15 protein-coding genes and 1 pseudogene are annotated in these 16,033 nt (G+C 71.3%); 10 read left to right on the forward strand and 6 right to left on the reverse strand.

Annotation, left to right across the window (positions count from 1 at the left end):
* The first annotated feature begins 201 nt into the window (after positions 1–201).
* Complete coding sequence (locus tag AC068Z_RS20295; protein ID WP_478557128.1) at positions 202–3,237, forward strand: AfsR/SARP family transcriptional regulator; 3,036 nt, start codon at positions 202–204, stop codon at positions 3,235–3,237.
* Positions 3,238–3,301: 64 nt separating this feature from the next.
* Here the strand turns inward: AC068Z_RS20295 and AC068Z_RS20300 are convergent, their stop codons facing one another.
* Positions 3,302–3,685 carry a hypothetical protein gene (locus tag AC068Z_RS20300; RefSeq protein ID WP_478557130.1) on the reverse strand — a complete coding sequence of 128 codons (384 nt, stop codon included), beginning with the start codon at positions 3,683–3,685 and terminating at the stop codon, positions 3,302–3,304.
* A 145-nt stretch (positions 3,686–3,830) separates the two neighbouring features.
* Positions 3,831–4,289: a hypothetical protein gene (locus tag AC068Z_RS20305; RefSeq protein WP_478557132.1), complete on the reverse strand. Its 459-nt coding sequence runs from the start codon at positions 4,287–4,289 to the stop codon at positions 3,831–3,833.
* Positions 4,290–4,505: 216 nt separating this feature from the next.
* Here AC068Z_RS20305 and AC068Z_RS20310 point away from each other — a divergent pair, with 216 nt between their 5' ends.
* Positions 4,506–5,396 (forward strand): expansin EXLX1 family cellulose-binding protein, encoded by an 891-nt coding sequence (locus AC068Z_RS20310; RefSeq protein WP_478557134.1) that lies wholly within the window; start codon positions 4,506–4,508, stop codon positions 5,394–5,396.
* A 25-nt stretch (positions 5,397–5,421) separates the two neighbouring features.
* On the opposite strand, the pseudogene AC068Z_RS20315 reads toward AC068Z_RS20310, so the two are convergent.
* Positions 5,422–5,697 (reverse strand): annotated as a pseudogene (locus AC068Z_RS20315) (DUF2071 domain-containing protein); the annotation flags it as partial.
* 131 nt (positions 5,698–5,828) lie between these two features.
* A complete protein-coding gene (locus AC068Z_RS20320) occupies positions 5,829–7,088 on the reverse strand; it encodes a threonine/serine exporter family protein (RefSeq protein ID WP_478557136.1) in 1,260 nt (419 codons plus the stop codon).
* A gap of 187 nt (positions 7,089–7,275) precedes the next feature.
* Here AC068Z_RS20320 and gadC point away from each other — a divergent pair, with 187 nt between their 5' ends.
* Genes gadC through AC068Z_RS20335 form a run of 3 tightly spaced genes read left to right on the forward strand, consistent with a single transcriptional unit; the run spans position 7,276 to position 10,556 of the window.
* Entirely contained in the window at positions 7,276–8,754 is a 1,479-nt protein-coding gene (gadC, locus tag AC068Z_RS20325; protein ID WP_478557138.1) for a glutamate/gamma-aminobutyrate antiporter GadC, read from the forward strand.
* On the forward strand, positions 8,751–9,188 hold the full coding sequence (locus tag AC068Z_RS20330; protein ID WP_478557140.1) for a hypothetical protein: 438 nt from the start codon (positions 8,751–8,753) through the stop codon (positions 9,186–9,188). Before gadC ends, AC068Z_RS20330 begins: the two co-directional genes overlap by 4 nt.
* A gap of 3 nt (positions 9,189–9,191) precedes the next feature.
* Positions 9,192–10,556, forward strand: a complete 1,365-nt coding sequence (locus tag AC068Z_RS20335; protein ID WP_478557142.1) for a M20/M25/M40 family metallo-hydrolase — start codon at positions 9,192–9,194, stop codon at positions 10,554–10,556.
* Positions 10,557–10,563: 7 nt separating this feature from the next.
* On the opposite strand, the gene AC068Z_RS20340 is transcribed toward AC068Z_RS20335, so the two are convergent.
* A complete protein-coding gene (locus tag AC068Z_RS20340; RefSeq protein ID WP_478557144.1) occupies positions 10,564–10,986 on the reverse strand; it encodes a secondary thiamine-phosphate synthase enzyme YjbQ in 423 nt (140 codons plus the stop codon).
* 143 nt (positions 10,987–11,129) lie between these two features.
* Here AC068Z_RS20340 and AC068Z_RS20345 point away from each other — a divergent pair, with 143 nt between their 5' ends.
* From AC068Z_RS20345 to AC068Z_RS20365, 5 genes are all read left to right on the forward strand, one after another.
* Positions 11,130–11,213 (forward strand): putative leader peptide, encoded by an 84-nt coding sequence (locus AC068Z_RS20345; RefSeq protein WP_313884353.1) that lies wholly within the window; start codon positions 11,130–11,132, stop codon positions 11,211–11,213.
* A 115-nt stretch (positions 11,214–11,328) separates the two neighbouring features.
* A complete protein-coding gene (locus AC068Z_RS20350) occupies positions 11,329–12,201 on the forward strand; it encodes an ABC transporter permease (RefSeq protein WP_478557146.1) in 873 nt (290 codons plus the stop codon).
* Positions 12,174–12,902, forward strand: a complete 729-nt coding sequence (locus AC068Z_RS20355; protein WP_478557148.1) for an ABC transporter ATP-binding protein — start codon at positions 12,174–12,176, stop codon at positions 12,900–12,902. The genes AC068Z_RS20350 and AC068Z_RS20355 overlap by 28 nt, the downstream gene beginning before the upstream one ends.
* Before the next feature lie 61 nt (positions 12,903–12,963).
* Positions 12,964–13,989 (forward strand): ABC transporter substrate-binding protein, encoded by a 1,026-nt coding sequence (locus tag AC068Z_RS20360; RefSeq protein WP_478557149.1) that lies wholly within the window; start codon positions 12,964–12,966, stop codon positions 13,987–13,989.
* 83 nt (positions 13,990–14,072) lie between these two features.
* The gene (locus AC068Z_RS20365) at positions 14,073–15,143 is read left to right on the forward strand and encodes an NAD(P)-binding domain-containing protein (protein WP_478557151.1); all 1,071 of its coding nucleotides are present in this window, start codon (positions 14,073–14,075) and stop codon (positions 15,141–15,143) included.
* Positions 15,144–15,152: 9 nt separating this feature from the next.
* On the opposite strand, the gene mltG is transcribed toward AC068Z_RS20365, so the two are convergent.
* Positions 15,153–16,004 (reverse strand): endolytic transglycosylase MltG, encoded by an 852-nt coding sequence (gene mltG / locus AC068Z_RS20370; RefSeq protein WP_478557153.1) that lies wholly within the window; start codon positions 16,002–16,004, stop codon positions 15,153–15,155.
* Positions 16,005–16,033: the final 29 nt, after the last annotated feature.

A 16,033-nucleotide genomic window follows, 5' to 3' on the forward strand; every position in this document is an offset into this window, starting at 1 on the left:
CGATGGCCGGGGCCGTTCGCTCGGGCCGCTGGGGGCCGTTCGCTGGGGCCTGAAGCCGGTGCGGCTTGCTGGATCCCACCGTGAGGGGAGTGCTTACCGAAGCCGTACCGCCTCGTTACCGAGGGGCACGGGAACGGGCTATCATCCGGAGGCTGCGTGGGGAAATCGGGGGGATTCCGTGACCGGGGGAGGCTCGCCGGCATGACCGATGCCGAGGCGGATTCGCTGCGCTTCAATGTGCTCGGCCCCATCGAGGGCTGGGCGGGGGAAGACAGGCTGCGGCTGGGCGGACTGATCCAGGAGCGGGTCCTCGTCACCTTGCTGCTGGAGGCGGGACGCGTCCTGCCGATCGCCCGTCTCGTCGAGGCCGCGTGGGCGGACAATCCACCGGCCACCGCGTCCCACCAGGTGCGCAAGGCGGTCGCCGACCTGCGGCGGCGCATTCCCGGGGGCGGCGACGTCCTGGTCACCGACGGCCCCGGCTACCGGATGACGCTGGGCCCGGAGCAGCTGGACCTCACCGAGTTCGGGCTCCTGGTGCGGGCCGCCAAGGAGGCGGCGGCCGAGGGCCGGCCGGCCGACGCGGTCGCGGCGTTACAGCGGGCGCTCGGCCTGTGGCGCGGCCCGATCCTGTCCGGTGCGGGCGGACCGGTGATCGAGGCGGCGGCGACCGCACTGGACGAGCGCCGGCTCACGGCGACCGAACAGCTCTTCGCGTTGCGCCTCGGCCTCGGCGAGGCCGCTGAACTCGTCGGCGACCTGCGGGACGTGGTCCAGCGCCACCCGCTGCGCGAGACACTGCGCGCGCAACTGATGCTGGCCCTGTACCGCTCGGGCCGGCAGGCGGAGGCCTTGGAGGAGTACGGCAAGGTCCGCGAACTCCTCGTGGAGGAACTGGGCGTCGACCCCGGCCCCGGCCTGACCAAGGTGTACGAGGGGATCCTGCGCGAGAGTCCCGAGCTCGCCGCGCCGGAGCCGCCGCCCGCCCCGGCCCCGGCCGCGCAGCCGGCCACCCCGCCCGCGCCCGCCGAGGCCCCGAGCACCCTGCCGTACGACCTCGCCGACTTCACCGGGCGCGAGCGTGAGCTGCGTGAACTCCTGGACTCGGCGGGCCGGGACTGCGACCGCCACTCACGGATCGTGGCCCTGGACGGCATGGGCGGCAGCGGCAAGACCTCCCTCGCCGTCCACGCGGCCCACACCCTGGCGGGCGACTTCCCCGACGGCCGCCTCTACATCGACCTGCGCGGCTACACCCCGGGCGAGCAGCCGGTCACGCCCGGCGGAGCGCTGGACATCCTGTTACGTGCCCTGGGCGTGCCCGGCGAGCGCATTCCGGAGGACACCGCGGGGCGCACGGCTCTCTGGCGGGCGACCATCAGCGGCAGGCGGCTGCTCCTCCTCCTCGACAACGCCGTCGACGCGGACGGCGTACGGCCGTTGCTGCCGACGACGCCGGGCTGCCTGGTGCTGGTCACCAGCCGGGCCCGGCTGGTGGACCTGGACTCGGCGCACTGGATCTCGGTCGACGTGATGTCGCCCGAGGAGTGCGCGCGGCTGATCGCGGAGACGCTGGGCGAGGCGCGGTACGCGGCGGAGCCGGAGGCCGCCGCCGAGCTGGCCCGGCTCTGCGGGCATCTGCCGCTGGCGCTGCGCATCGCCACCGCCCGGCTGCGCAACCGCCCGCGCTGGACCCTGCGTTACCTCACCGACCGGCTGCGCGACGAGACACGGCGACTGGACGAGCTGAGCTCGGGACAGCGCAGTGTCGCCGCGACCCTCCGCCTGTCCTACCAGGCCCTGGACCAGGAGTGCCGGACGGCGCTGCGCATCCTGGCGCTGCATCCGGGCGGCGACATCGACGTCCACGCCGCCGCGGCGCTGCTCGACACGGACCCACGTGACGCCGAGGACCTTCTCGAACTGCTGCTGGACGTGCACCTGTTGAAGCAGCCGGAGATCGGCCTGTACACCTTCCACGACCTGGTCCGCAGTTTCGCGCACAGCCTGCGGTCGGGGGCGACTGAGGACGACGACGCGGCCTCGGTTCGGCGCCTGCTCGACTACTACGTCACGGCGACGGAGACGGCGTGCCGGGTGATGTTCCCCGGGCGGCGCCGGATCCCCACCGGTATCGACGAAGTGTCGCTGGCGGTACCGGAGTTCCCCGACCGGGCGCAGGCGGAGGGGTGGTTCGCGAGGGAACAGAGCGCGGTGGTGGGCACGGTCAACCTGTCGGGGCGGCTCGGCCACGACCGGCACGCCGTGTTCCTCACCCGCAATCTCGCCTTCCAGCTGAGCGTGCGCGGCCAGTTGGAGGAGTTCCGGAGCATGGCGCTGATCGCGGTGGAGGCGGCCCGGCGGCTCGGCGAACTGCCGCTGCTCGGGGTCAGCCTGTCGAACCTCGGGGTCGCCTGCTGGAAGCTGGGCCGGTTCGCCGAGGGCCTGGAGATCGCCACCGAGAGCCTTGAGGTGGCCGAGCGGCTCGGGGATCTCCAGACGGTGGCGCACAGCGAGAGCTCGCTGGGCCAGCTCAACAGCATGCTCGGACGCTTCCCGGAGGCGCTGTCGCATCTGGAGCGGGCGATCGCGCACCAGCGGGAGTTGGGCGCGAGCAGACCCGAGGCGGAGAGCCTGACGATGCTCAGCACCCTGTACGAGCAGTGGGGCAGGCACGAGGAGGCCGCGTCGGCGGCGCTGCGGGCCATCGCGCTGGCGGACGAACTCGGGCGCCATGAGAACAAGTTGGCCGCGCTCACGGATCTGGCCTTCGCCCACTCCTGCCTCGGGGATCCGGAGGCGGCCGAGGTGAGCCTGAAGCAGGCCCGCACCCTGTGCGAGGAGAACCGCGACCCGGGGCACGTGGCGCTGGCGCTCGCGCTGTCGGCGGACGTGGGGCATCGGCTGGGGCGGGACGCACAGGCCGGAACGTACGCGGACCGCGCACTGACGACCATCAGCTCAAACGTTTCTCCTCCGCGTCGGGCCAAGGTCTGGAACACCGTCGGGCGCTATCTGCACCGGCGCGGCGAGTACGCCTCCGCCCTGGAACTGCATGAGCGGGCGCACGAGATGGCGAGCTCCCTGGACTTCCGGATCGAGCTGGCCTACGCACTGTCCGGCATGGCCCGGGCGCAGGCGTGCCTCGGCCGGCCCGAGGAGGCGGAGCGGAACGAACGGGCGGCGGAGGAACTGTTCACGGCGATGGGCGTGCCCGCGGATCGCCGCCGATCCTGAACGCGCCGGTGCCCCGCACCAGGTCGGAACACCTGGGCGGGGCACGGTGGGGGATACCGCGGCCTCAGATACCGAGGCTGGTGGGACCGCCGTCGTCGTTGGTGGTGGCGGAACCGGAGCCGCCCTTGCCGATGACGGTGGGGCCGCCGTCGTCGTCGGTCGAGTCGGAACCGGCGGCGAGCTTGCCGATCACGGTGGGACCACCGTCGTCGTTGGTGGTGGCGGAACCCGAGCCGCCCTTGCCGATCACCGTGGGACCGCCGTCGTCATCGGTCGAGTCGGAACCAGAGCCGCCCTTGCCGATCACGGTGGGACCGCCGTCGTCGGCGAGGATCCGCGCGCCGGCCTGGTGGCCCTGCGGGTGCCCCGTCTCGATCGTGGACACCAGCCCGAGGGTGAGGGCGGCGGCAGTGACGATCCCGACGAGGCCGGCCGACGTGCGTCCCATGTCGTATCCCCTTCACGCGGTTTCTCCGGTTCTGCTTCCGACACCACGCACTGTTCCGGGGCCCGTTCCTGACCCGTTCCTGAGCCGATACCGCCCCCGGGCCGCGCACGGGAACGGGAGCGGTAACGCCAGGTCAGCCCATGGTTCAGTCGCGTCCGGGCACGCGTTCGCGGACGAACACCGTGTCTCCGGCGCCGACCCGGCAGCTCGCCACCCGCGGCCCGTCACCGGTCAGCACGACGGTGGTCCAGGCGCGCCCGGCACAGACGCCCGCGAGATCGAGCAGAGCCCGCACGGTGGAGCGCAACACCACGACCTCGTCACCGCTCGGCCCGTCCCAGCCGGGCGGCCTCGGGCCGTGATCGCGCAAGCTGATGTCCACCACCGTGTGCATGCCGCTGTCGCTGACGGTCTCGACACTGAACTCGGGTCCGTCCCAGGGCCCTTCATCGACACAGGGCCCTTCATCGACACAGGACCTTTCGTCGACACAGGGCCCTTCCCGTCCGCCGCCGCCCTCGACCGACCGCTCGACGGCGGACAGTTCCTCGAGAATGTGGCGCAGCCCCACCGCGCCGTCGATCCAGTCCGGGGGATGCTTCATCGCAGACTCCTCCTGCAGAGAACTACTCCAGCACCCTCGGGCCCCCCGATCCCGTTCCCGTCCCGTCCGCCTCCCGCCCCGGCCCTGCGCCGGTCAGCGGCAACCTTTTTACGTTCCGCGGCGACAGAGCCGTAGAACCCGGTTCGATCCTCGGAGTGGTCAGACATGCAGACACCCAGGCAGGCAGCACGGCAGCGCAGGCACAGACGGAGGGTGATGGCCGGTGCCGCGACGGCGGCGGCTGTCGTGGTCGCGCTCGTGTGTGCCGCGCTGCTCCCCGGCTCGGACGACGACGCGGAGTCGGTGGCTGTCGCGCCCGCCACCAGCACCCGGGCAAGCACCACCGCCGAAGCACCGCGCCGGACGGGATCCCCCAGCCCGTCAGTCACCTCGAAGGCGACGAAGAAGGCGAAGGCGACCAAGGAGGCCGACCCCGCCCAGTCCCCCGCGCCCAAGGCGACAAGGACGACCGCTCCCCCGGCCGCCCCCTCGGCCGGTCGCATCCAGCCCGGCGTCACCCGCCATGGGGTCGCCACCCACTACGAGGCCGGGAACGGCGACGGCGCCTGTCTGTTCGGAGCGAGCGACGACATGATGATCGCGGCGATGAACACCGCCGACTACGAGACGTCCCGGGCCTGCGGGGCGTACGTACTAGTCCGCGCGGCGAACGGCCGTACCGTCACCGTGAAGATCACCAACGAGTGCCCGCTGCCCTGCGCGCCGGGCCAACTCGACCTCAGCAAACAGGCCTTCGCCGAACTCACCGATCTGAAGGAGGGCCGGATCCCGATCAGCTGGAGCCTGCTCAGCCCCAGCACCTCCGACACGATCTCCGTCCGCTACAAGACCGGCTCGAGCGAGCACTGGTGCGGCATCCAGGTCATCGACCACCGCAACCCGGTCACCGGCCTGGAAGTCCGCACCGCCGACGGCTGGCGGAAGCTGCCCCGTACGGACTACAACTACTTCCTCGCCGAGGACGGCAACGGCTGCGGTGGCGCGATCCGCATCACCGACCTCTACGGCGAACAGCTGACCGTCGAGGGGATCGCCGTACGCCCCGACGTCGTCCAGCCGACGCAGGTCCAGTTCAGCCGGCGCTGAGCCACTCGCGTGGCGCTCGCCGTCGTCAGACCAGGGTCGGCGTCCGGCCTGGGCGCCCGAAGCGCACCGGGACGCCCGGAGACCACAGGACGCTGACCGGGTCGCCGGACGGCTCGGGCAGACCTGCCGCGGCCACCAGGTTCTCTTCGCAGCGCACCAGTTGCGCCCGGTGGAGCGGCCAACGGGGATGGGTGTTGGGGAGGTAGCGGGAACGTCCGCCCAAGGCGATGTGCATGCCCCACCGCGCGGTCATGCGGGACCACACGTACGGGAGCCGGAACGCGGCCCGCCCGATCGCCACGGCCGCTCGGTCGCCTGCGGCGGGTCGGCGGTCACGGGGTCCGGTTCGGGAGGGACCGGTTAGGGAGGGACCGGTTCGCGGGGTGTGGGGAGCCGTGGGACTTCGGCCTCGTACACTCACGGTCCTCGGCGCTACGACCGACCACCCCTGCCGTCCGAGCCGCCGTACGCCCCTGCGAGGACGCCGCCGACCAGCAGCCCGGCCGAAATGGCGGTGACGATGGTGACCAGCTTCATCAGGTCCGCGAAGCCCTCGATGAGATAGCCGCCGGCCAGCGTGGTGAGGCCGCGCATGCCCAGCGAACCGACGGTCAGGGTGAAGAAGCCGGGCAGGATCAGGATCAGCCGGGGCGGATTGCGCGGACCGCGGGCGATGAGCGTGGCCGCGGCGGCGAGGACGACCGCGGCGACGAACGTGCCGCCCGTCTCCCCGACGAGCTTCGTGAACGCCGACTGCACGCCCACCGTGACATAGACGAGCACCAGCAGCGGCCAGAAGAACCGCACCGGGACGGCGAAGGCGAACAGCGTGCCCACTGTGAACACGATCCACGCCAGGAACAGCGCCCACCGGGGCAGATCGGCGTCCGCGGCCACGTCGAAGAGGGCACGGGTCGGGGTGCCGGTGACCAGGACGCCCAGCAGGACGCCGAGATAGAGCTGGACCAGCAGGAAGACCGAGTAGACCAGACGGATCGCACCGGTGGTGATCAGGCCGGCGGCCAGCTCGGCGGTCGCCGCGCTCAGGTAGTCGCCCGGTACGAAGTAGAACAGCGCCGGGAGCATCAGCAGCACCGGTCCGCCGCGCGCCGGTTCGTCGGCGAACAACTCGATCGTGACCACGGACACGGCGGTGGCCACGACCAACGGCAGGATGCGGGCCAGCCGGGGCACCCGGTCGGAGGCCACCGCGAGCGCGGCGGCGATCGCGCCGAGCACGGCCGTGGTCGCGATCTCGTACCAGGTGGGCTGCATCAGCGGGGCGAAGCCCAACGAGAACAGCACGATGCCGAGGAACTTCAGCCACCACGGGTACGGCGCGGGCGCAGCCTCGATCGCCACCAGCCTCCGGTCCGCCTCGGCCAGGTCGACCCCACCCGCCCGTACCTCGGTGAGGAGCGGCTTGAGCGCGGCCACCTGGTCGAGGCGGAAGACCTCGGGAAAGCCGTGGACCGTGAGGGTACGGCCGCGCCCGTCCGACGCGGTGACGGTGAGGACGGCCGCCTCCGGCACCAGCAGCAGGGACGCGCCGCCGCCGAAGGCACGGGCACTGTCCGCCACGGCCCGTTCGACGAGGTGGGTGCCCTCGCCGGAGCTGCGCAGGAGGAGGGCGGTCAGCCGGGACAGAAACGCCGTGAGCGTGTCGAGGTCCGCGGCCGCACGCTGATCCACGCCCGCCTCCTCACTCCAAGCCCGGGTGTTCCAGCCTGCGGCGGCGGCCGGGAAGCGGCATCTCGGACAGGGCCGGCGCCTTCCCCCACCCGACCTCTGTCACTCGAACGGCCTACTCGATCTGCGCCCCACGGTCCACCTGCCGAGTCTGTGCAGTAACTCGTCAACACCTCCCGGGGAGGGATCCATGGCGTCGATGGACGTACCGGCCGATCGGCCGAGGCCTGCCGAGCAGCCGAGGCCGGCGGTGCGCACCGAGGCGAGGGCGGTGGCGAACCCCACCCTGACCTGGCTGACGCTGGCGTTCATGACCACGGCTTCCGTGGCCAGCCTGCGCGCCGCGCCCACGATGGCCGTGTACGGCCTGGCCTGTGTCTTCCTCTACCTCGTCCCGGCGATCGTGTTCCTGCTGCCGACCGCGCTGGTGTCCGCCGAACTCGCCTCCGGCTGGTCCGGCGGTGTCTACCGCTGGGTGAGCGAGGGGCTGTCCAAACCGCTCGGATTCCTCGCCGTCTGGTGCCAGTTCGCGATGACGATCTTCTACTACCCGAGCCTGCTGGCCTTCGTCGCCAGCACCATCGCGTACGTCATCGATCCGTCCCTCGCCTCCAACGGGCTCTACACCGCGATCGTCATCATGGTCCTGTACTGGACGGGCGTGTGGGTGTCGTCGCGCGGCACCAAGGCCCTCGCGGGACTGTCGAGTTGGGGACTGATCATCGGAACCCTGGTCCCGGGCACGCTGCTCGTCGTGCTCGGCATGGTCTTCCTCGGCCAGGGCAACGCCTCCGCCGCCCCCATGACCGCCTCCCACCTGCTGCCGGCGTGGACGGGTCTGGCCAGCCTGGTGCTGATCGTCAACAACTTCCTGTCGTACTCCGGCATGGAGATGAACGCGGTCCACGTCTCGTCGCTGAAGGACCCGGCGAAGGAGTACCCGAAGTCGATGTTCCTGGCGATGGGTCTGGTGCTGCTGATCTTCATCCTGCCCGCGCTCGCCATCAGCTGGGTCGTGCCCGCCCACCAGCTGAGCCTGACCGCCGGGGTGATGCAGGCGTTCGAGGCGTTCTTCTCCTACTTCCACGTCGGCTGGCTGACCCCCGTCGCCGCCGTGATGCTCGTCTCGGCGGCTCTGGGCGGCATGCTCACCTGGCTGGCCGGACCGTCGAAGGGCCTGCTGGAGATCTCCCGCAACGAGGGCTACCTGCCACCCTTCCTGCAACAGCTCAACAAGTACGGCATCCAGCAGAACATCCTGGTCACCCAGGGCGTCGTCACCACGGTCATCGCCCTGATGTACGCGCTGATCCCGAACGTCTCCAACGTCTACTGGATCTTCTCGACGATCACCACGCAGGTGTATCTCGTCGTCTATCTGCTGATGTTCGTCGCGGCGATGCGCCTGCGGAAGACCCAGCCGGACCACCCGCGCGGCTACCGCGTCCCCGCCCTCGGCCTGATGTGTGTCGTCGGCCTGCTCGCCTCCGCGGCCGCCATGATCATCGGCTTCGTGCCGCCCTCGCAGTTCGGCGGCGGCAGCGTCTGGGGCTACGTCGCCTTCGTCGGCTGCGGCCTGATCGTGCTGGGCTTCCTCATCCCGTACGCCTTCCTCAAGCTGCGCAAACCGAGCTGGCGCACCGAAGCGGCCGAGGGAGGCCAGTCATGAGCCCCACCCGTTTCGCCTCCGAGCACAGGTGGATCTACATCGGCGCGATCGTGGTGCTCGTCGCCCTGGTGGTCATCGGGATCATCCAGTACGAGAAGGTCAAGTCCACCAACGAGGCCGCCGAGAAGGCCAACCAGCTCGCCGACGCCGCCGAGGACGCCGGCTGGCCCCGCCCCGACACCAGGACGATCGAGCGGACGCTGGGCACCGACGGCGGCATCGTCTGCGACGACCCGGCCAGCGCGCTCGAGTCGGCCCTGTGGAAGCTCAACGTCTCCAACGGGGCGGCGTTCGTGGGCCAGCGCCCGGTCATCGGTGACGAGAGGGCACTGCGGGCCGAGGCCAAGATCCTGGAGATCTACTGCCCGGAGAAGCTCGACGACTTCGAGGACGAGTTCGAAGACCTGGAGACCGACGACACGGTGAGGAGCTGACCGGTGAGTGAGCTCGCGGAGACGATCGCCGCGTTGATGCCGCGGGCGAAGGCGGACCTCGCCGAGCTCGTCGCCATCCCGTCCGTGGCCGACCCCCGCCAGTACCCGCCCGAGGAGTGCCACCGGGCGGCCCAGTGGGTGGCCGACGCGTTCACCGAGGCGGGCCTGCGGGACGTCCACCTCGCCGAGACCCCCGACGGCAGCCACGCCGTCATGGGCCACCGCCCGCCCCCGCCCGGGGCGCCCACGGTGCTCCTCTACTGCCACTACGACGTCCAGCCCCCGTTGGACGACACCGCCTGGACCACCCCGCCCTTCACCCTCACTGAGGGAGCGGACGGCCGCTGGTACGGCCGCGGCACCGCGGACTGCAAGGGCAACATCGTCATGCACCTCACCGCGCTCAGGGCGCTCAAGGCGCTCGGCGATGACCTGCCGGTCGGGCTGAAGTTCGTCGCCGAGGGCTCGGAGGAACAGGGCACGGGCGGCCTCGAGGAGTACGTCGCCCAGCACCCGGAGCTGTTCCTGGCCGACGCCCTGCTGGTGTGCGACACCGGCAACGCCGAGGTCGGCACCGGCACCGCGACCGTGACGCTGCGCGGCCTGGCCAATCTCGTCGTCGGCGTCGAGACCCTGAAGGGCGAGGTCCACTCGGGCATGTTCGGCGGCCCCGCCCCCGACGCGCTCGCCGCGCTGATCCAGATGCTCGCCTCCCTCCGCGACCCGGCGACGGGCGCCACCCGCGTCGACGGCCTGGACTGCGAGGGCACCTGGGACGGTGTCGCCTACGACGAGGCGACCTTCCGCCGGGACGCCGGTGTCCTCGACGGCGTGCGTCTCACCGGCACCGGCACGGTCGCCGACCGTCTGTGGGCCCGTCCCGCCGTCACCGTCCTCGGCATCGACTGCCCGCCCGTCGTCGGATCCGCCGCCGCCGTCCCGGCGACCGCCCGCGCCCGCGTCAGCCTGCGGGTACCGCCCGGCACGGACGCGGGCGCGGCCCGGGCGGCCCTCACCAAGCACCTGACGGAGGCCGCCCCTTGGGGTGCCCGCGTCACGGTCGAGACAGAGGGCACCGGCTCCCCGTTCCGAGCCGCCACCGACGGCCCCGCCTACGCGGCCCTGGGCAGGGCGATGCAGCACGTCTACGGGCGGCCCCTGGCCTTCCTCGGCCAAGGCGGCTCGATCCCCCTGTGCAACGTCCTCGCGGCGGCCTACCCGCGCGCCGAGATCATCCTGATGGGCGTCGAGGAGCCACGCTGCCTCATCCACGCCCCGAACGAAAGCGTCGACCCCACCGAGATCGAGCACATGGCCCACGTCGAGGCCCTGTTCCTGAGGGAGTTCGCGGCGGCGCTGCGCAAGTGAGGGGACCTCAGCCCAGGAAGCTCAGTCGCACCTGACGGTCGGGGTTGTCCTTGTTGGTGTCGACCAGGCACACCGACTGCCAAGTCCCCAGTTCGAGACGGCCGTTGAGGACCGGCAGTGTCGCGTGCGGTGGCACGAACGCGGGGAGGACGTGGTCGCGGCCGTGGCCGGGGCTGCCGTGGCGGTGTTGCCAGCGGTCGTCGGCGGGGAGGAGGGTGTGCAGGGCCGCCAGGAGGTCGTCGTCGCTCCCGGCACCCGTTTCGATGACGGCGATGCCCGCCGTGGCGTGCGGGACGAAGACGTTCAGGAGGCCGTCGCGGCCCTGGGCCGCCTCCCGCAGGAAGGCCTCGCAGTCGCGGGTGAGATCGACGACGCGCTCCGCGGAGCCGGAGGAGACGTTCAGAACTCGGGTGGTGAAGGCGTCTGACATGCCCTCCATCCTCCTTCATCCGGGCCGCGTCGCGCGCGAGGACGCGACGCGGGTGTGACGCCGGCGTTAAGCGACGTTAAGCCCCGTGAAGTTAGCCGGACCGCCGTTGACCTGCGCGAGGACGCCTCATTACGGTCAGCCGCATGTTGCGTTCAGCCCTGCTCACCACGCGCGGTCACATCGACCTGCTGCGGGTGGCCTCCGCCGCCTGTCGTCGCGGCCGCTGACGTCACTTCCTCGCAGACCTTCGCGCGCACGGACAGCGCGCCCGCTCCTCCTCGCTCGCTTCCCTTCGCTCGTTTCTCCTCGCTCCTTTCTCGTCGCTCGCCCCTCGGAGCCGCCATGAGCATCAGCCATGCCCCGCCCAGCCCACCGGACGCGGATATATCCCGCAAGTCCGACCCCGCCTCCCCCGACCTCGTCCCCCTCCTCCCCGCCTCGTCCCGCCGCACCCGCCTCCCCCGCTGGCTCCGCCGCACCACCGGGCCCCTGCTCCTGCTCGCCCTGTGGCAACTCCTCAGCAGTACAGGCGCCCTGGCCCCCGACGTCCTCGCCTCCCCCGGCCGCATCGCCGATGTCGCCGGAGACCTGATCGGTGACGGCTCGCTCGCCTCCGCCATGGGCACCTCGCTCCAGCGGGTCGCCGGTGGGCTGCTCCTCGGCACCGTCATCGGTACCGGACTCGCCCTCCTCTCCGGCCTGTTCAGGATCGGTGAGGATCTCGTCGACGCACCCGTCCAGATGCTGCGGACCGTGCCGTTCGTGGGGCTCATCCCGCTCTTCATCATCTGGTTCGGGATCGGGGAGGCCCCGAAGATCGCCATCATCACCCTTGGCGTCACGTTCCCGCTCTACCTCAACGTCTACGCCGGAATCCGCGGCGTGGACGCCCAGTTGATCGAGGCCGGGGAGTCCCTCGGGCTCTCCCGGTGGGGGCTGGTGCGGCACGTCGTCCTGCCGGGGGCGCTGCCCGGCGCCCTGACGGGACTGCGCTACTCCCTCGGCATCGCCTGGCTCGCCCTCGTCTTCGCCGAGCAGGTCAACGCCGACTCCGGCATCGGGTTCCTGATGGTCCAGGCCCGGGACTTCCTGCGCACCGACGTGATCGTCGTCTGCCTGATCGTCTACGCCTTCCTCGGCCTGCTCGCCGACCTCGTCGTCCGTACCCTCGAAAGGCTGCTGCTGCAATGGCGACCGACGTTCACCGGCCGGTGAGCTCCCCCACCGCCGTACGGGTGGACGAACTCACCCGCTCCTTCGACGGGCGTCCCGTCATCGACCGGCTCCACCTCGACATCCGGCCGGGCGAGTTCGTCGCCCTCCTCGGCCGCAGCGGCTGCGGCAAGTCCACGTTGCTGCGCATCCTCGCCGGCCTCGACCGTGAGATCGAGGGCACCGTCCTGGTCCCGCGCCGCAAGGCCGTCGCCTTCCAGGCACCCCGCCTCATGCCGTGGAAGCGGGTCTGGCGCAACGTCCTGCTCGGCCTGCCCGGCAAGCCCGAGCGCGCCGTCGCCGAGCGCGCCCTCGACGAGGTCGGTCTCGGCCACCGTACGACCGCATGGCCGAAGACCCTCTCCGGCGGCGAGGCCCAGCGCGCCTCCCTGGCCCGGGCGTTGGTGCGGGAACCCGATCTGCTGCTGCTCGACGAGCCGTTCGGCGCGCTCGACGCGCTGACCCGGCTCAAGGCCCAGCGGCTCGTCGGGGAGTTGTGGCAGCGACGCGGCTGCGCCGTGCTGCTCGTCACGCACGACGTCGAGGAGGCCGTACTCCTCGCCGACCGGGTGCTCGTGATGGACGGCGGTGTCATCGCCCACGAGCAGCGGGTCGACCTCGACCGGCCGCGTGACATCACGGACCCCCGGTTCGCCGAACTGCGCGCCGGCCTCCTGCGCCGCCTCGGCGCCGAAGCCGCCTGACCCGTCCCCCGTCCTTCGACAGGCTCACCCCCTCTGACTCATCCCCGAGAACGGAATCACCATGCGACGACGCCTCGCCCCCGCCGCCCTGCTCCTCCCGCTCGCCCTCCTGCTCACGGCGTGCGGCGGGAACTCGGCCGCCTCCACCTCGACGGACACGGACGGACAGGGGTCGCTCACGCTCAATGTCGGGGACCAGAAGGGCGGTTCGGAAGCCATCCTGCGGGCCGCGGGTGAGCTGAAGGGCCTCGACTACAAGATCAAGTGGTCCACCTTCACCTCAGGCCCGCCCCTGCTGGAGGCCGTGAACGCCGGTGCCGTCGACATCGGCGGCGTCGGCAACACGCCTCCCGTCTTCGCGGCGGGCGCCGGCTCGAAGATCAAGGTGGTGGCCGCCTTCCACGGCACGTCCAAGGGCGACACGATCCTCGTGCCCAATGACTCGAAGCTGACGAAGACCGAGCAGCTGAAGGGCCGGTCCGTCGCGGTCGCCCAGGGATCGTCCGCCAACTATCAGCTCGTCGCCTCCCTGAAGGCCGCCGGGCTCGGCCTCGACGACATCGACGTCAAGTATCTGCAGCCCGCCGACGCTCTCGCCGCGTTCACCTCCGGGAAGGTCGACGCCTGGGCCGTCTGGGATCCGTACACCTCTCAGGTGCTGCAGGCGAAGCAGGGACGGATCCTGACCACCGGGGAGGGGATCACCAACGGGTTGACCTTCCAGGTGGCGGCGCCCTCGGCGCTCGACGACACGAAGAAGGCCGCCGCCATCGAGGACTACCTCCAGCGGCTGCGGCGCGCGACCGCGTGGGTGTACGACCATCAGGAGGAGTGGGCCGAGGTCTGGGCGAAGGACACCGGGCTGCCCTACGACGTCGCGCTCGCCTCGGTGAAGCGGACCAATGCCACCCGGATCTCCGTGGCCGTCGACGAGCCCCTCATCGCCTCCGAGCAGGAGATCGCCGACGCCTTCACCGAGCTGAAGCTCATCCCCCGGAAGGTGGACTTCGCCGACTTCGTGGACAAGCGGTACAACGGCGATCTCCCGCCCTCGACCACTCCGGCCCGCGCCTCGGAAGAGTCCTGAGACCGAGGGCTCGGGAATAGCGAGCGATCGGGAATAGCCGAGGGCTCGGGAAGATCCGGGACGGCCACCTGGTTAGTAGAACCGTGAACAACACCGAGGTAGTCGTCATAGGCGCCGGGCAGGCAGGGCTCGCCGGCGCCTATCACCTGCGGCGCACGGGGTTCGAGCCGGACCGCGACTTCGTCGTCCTGGACCACTCCCCCGGCCCGGGCGGCGCCTGGCAGTTCCGGTGGCCCTCACTGACGTACGGCAAGGTGCACGGTATGCACGCGCTGCCGGGCATGGAGCTGACCGGCGCGGATCCGGCGCGGCCGTCCGCCGAGGTGATCTCCGCGTACTTCGCCGACTACGAGCGCGCCTTCGATCTGCGGGTACGACGGCCGGTGGACGTCCACGCCGTGCGCGAGGGGGACGGCGGCCGGCTGCTCGTCGAGACCTCGGCCGGGGTGTGGTCGACCCGGGCGCTGATCAACGCGACCGGCACCTGGGACCGGCCGTTCTGGCCGCGCTACCCCGGCCAGGAGACCTTCCGCGGACGGCAGTTGCACACCGCGCACTACCCGGGCCCCGAGGAGTTCGCCGGGCTGCGGGTCGTGGTCGTGGGCGGGGGCGCCTCGGGGACGCAGCATCTGCTGGAGATCGCCCCGTTCGCCGCCTCCACCACCTGGGTCACCCGGCGGCCCCCGGTCTTCCGCGAGGGCCCCTTCGACGAGGGCGCGGGGCGGGCTGCCGTAGCGCTGGTGGAGGAGCGGGTGCGGCAGGGGCTGCCGCCGAAGAGCGTGGTGTCGGTGACCGGGCTGCCGCTCAACGACGCGATCCGGCAGGGTCTCGCGGACGGTGTCCTCGACCGGCAGCCCATGTTCGACCGGATCACTCCCGACGGTGTGGAGTGGGCGGACGGCCGGCGGGTGGCCGCCGACGTCATCCTGTGGGCGACCGGCTTCCGGGCCGCCATCGATCATCTGGCACCGCTGAAGCTGCGCGAGCCGGGTGGCGGGATCCGGATCGAGGGGACGCGGGCGGCCGCCGATCCGCGGGTCCACCTCGTCGGCTACGGCCCCTCGGCGAGCACCATCGGCGCCAACCGGGCGGGCCGCGCGGCCGTACGGGACATCAGGCGGCTGCTGGCCGAGGCACAGCCCGTGGCCGCCTGACCGCTCCTGTCACTTCGCCTTGGGCGAGCTCTGCTGCTGATTGCGGTTGAACTCCGCGACATTGCGCTGGTGTTCGGCGTAGTCGGCGGTGAAGCGGGTGTCGCCGGGTTTGACCGTGACGAAGTACAGCCAGTCACCCGGGGTGGGGCTGATCGCGGCGCGCACCGCGTCCTCGCCCGGGTTGTCGATCGGGGTCGGGGGCAGCCCCATGCGCTGGTACGAGTTGTACGGGCTGTCGATCCGGGTGTCGGCCAGCGAGGTCTTCAGCGTGGAACGGTTGAGGGCGTAGTTGATCGTGGAGTCCATCTGGAGCGGCATGCCGCGCTCCAGGCGGTTGAAGACGACCCGGGCCACCTTGCCCATGTCGGCCTTGGTGGCCGCCTCGGCCTGGATGATGCTCGCGATGGTGACCGCCTGATAGACGTTCATCGCGTTGCGCTGGGCGCCCGCGGCGATCGGGGCGCCGTTGAACTTCTTGTTGGCGGTGTCGACCATGGCCGTCAGCAGGGACTCGGGCGTGGCCTTCGTGCCGTTCTGCTCCAGCGGATACGTCGCCGGGAAGAGGTAGCCCTCGGGGTTGCCCTCGGCGTCGTTCGGCAGCTTCAGATTCGCCTTGGTCAGGGACTTCTTGGTGGTGCCCGCGGGCAGGGCGAGCACCTTGTCGACGGCGTCGTAGACCTGGCCGGCCCGCCAGCCCTCGGGGATCACCAGGGTGGTGGGTTTCTGCTCGTCTTCGCCGCCCAGGCTCAGCAGCGGCACCGCCACGGCGGTGGCGGCCACGACGGCCCCGGTCGCGATGAGGACGAGTCGGCCCCGGCGCGTAAGTCGCATCGTGCTCCGTGGCGGAGTGTTCATGTGCATGCGGGCACGGTAACCCGCTAAAGCACATA

The organism is Streptomyces sp. NPDC043726, assembly GCF_056436565.1.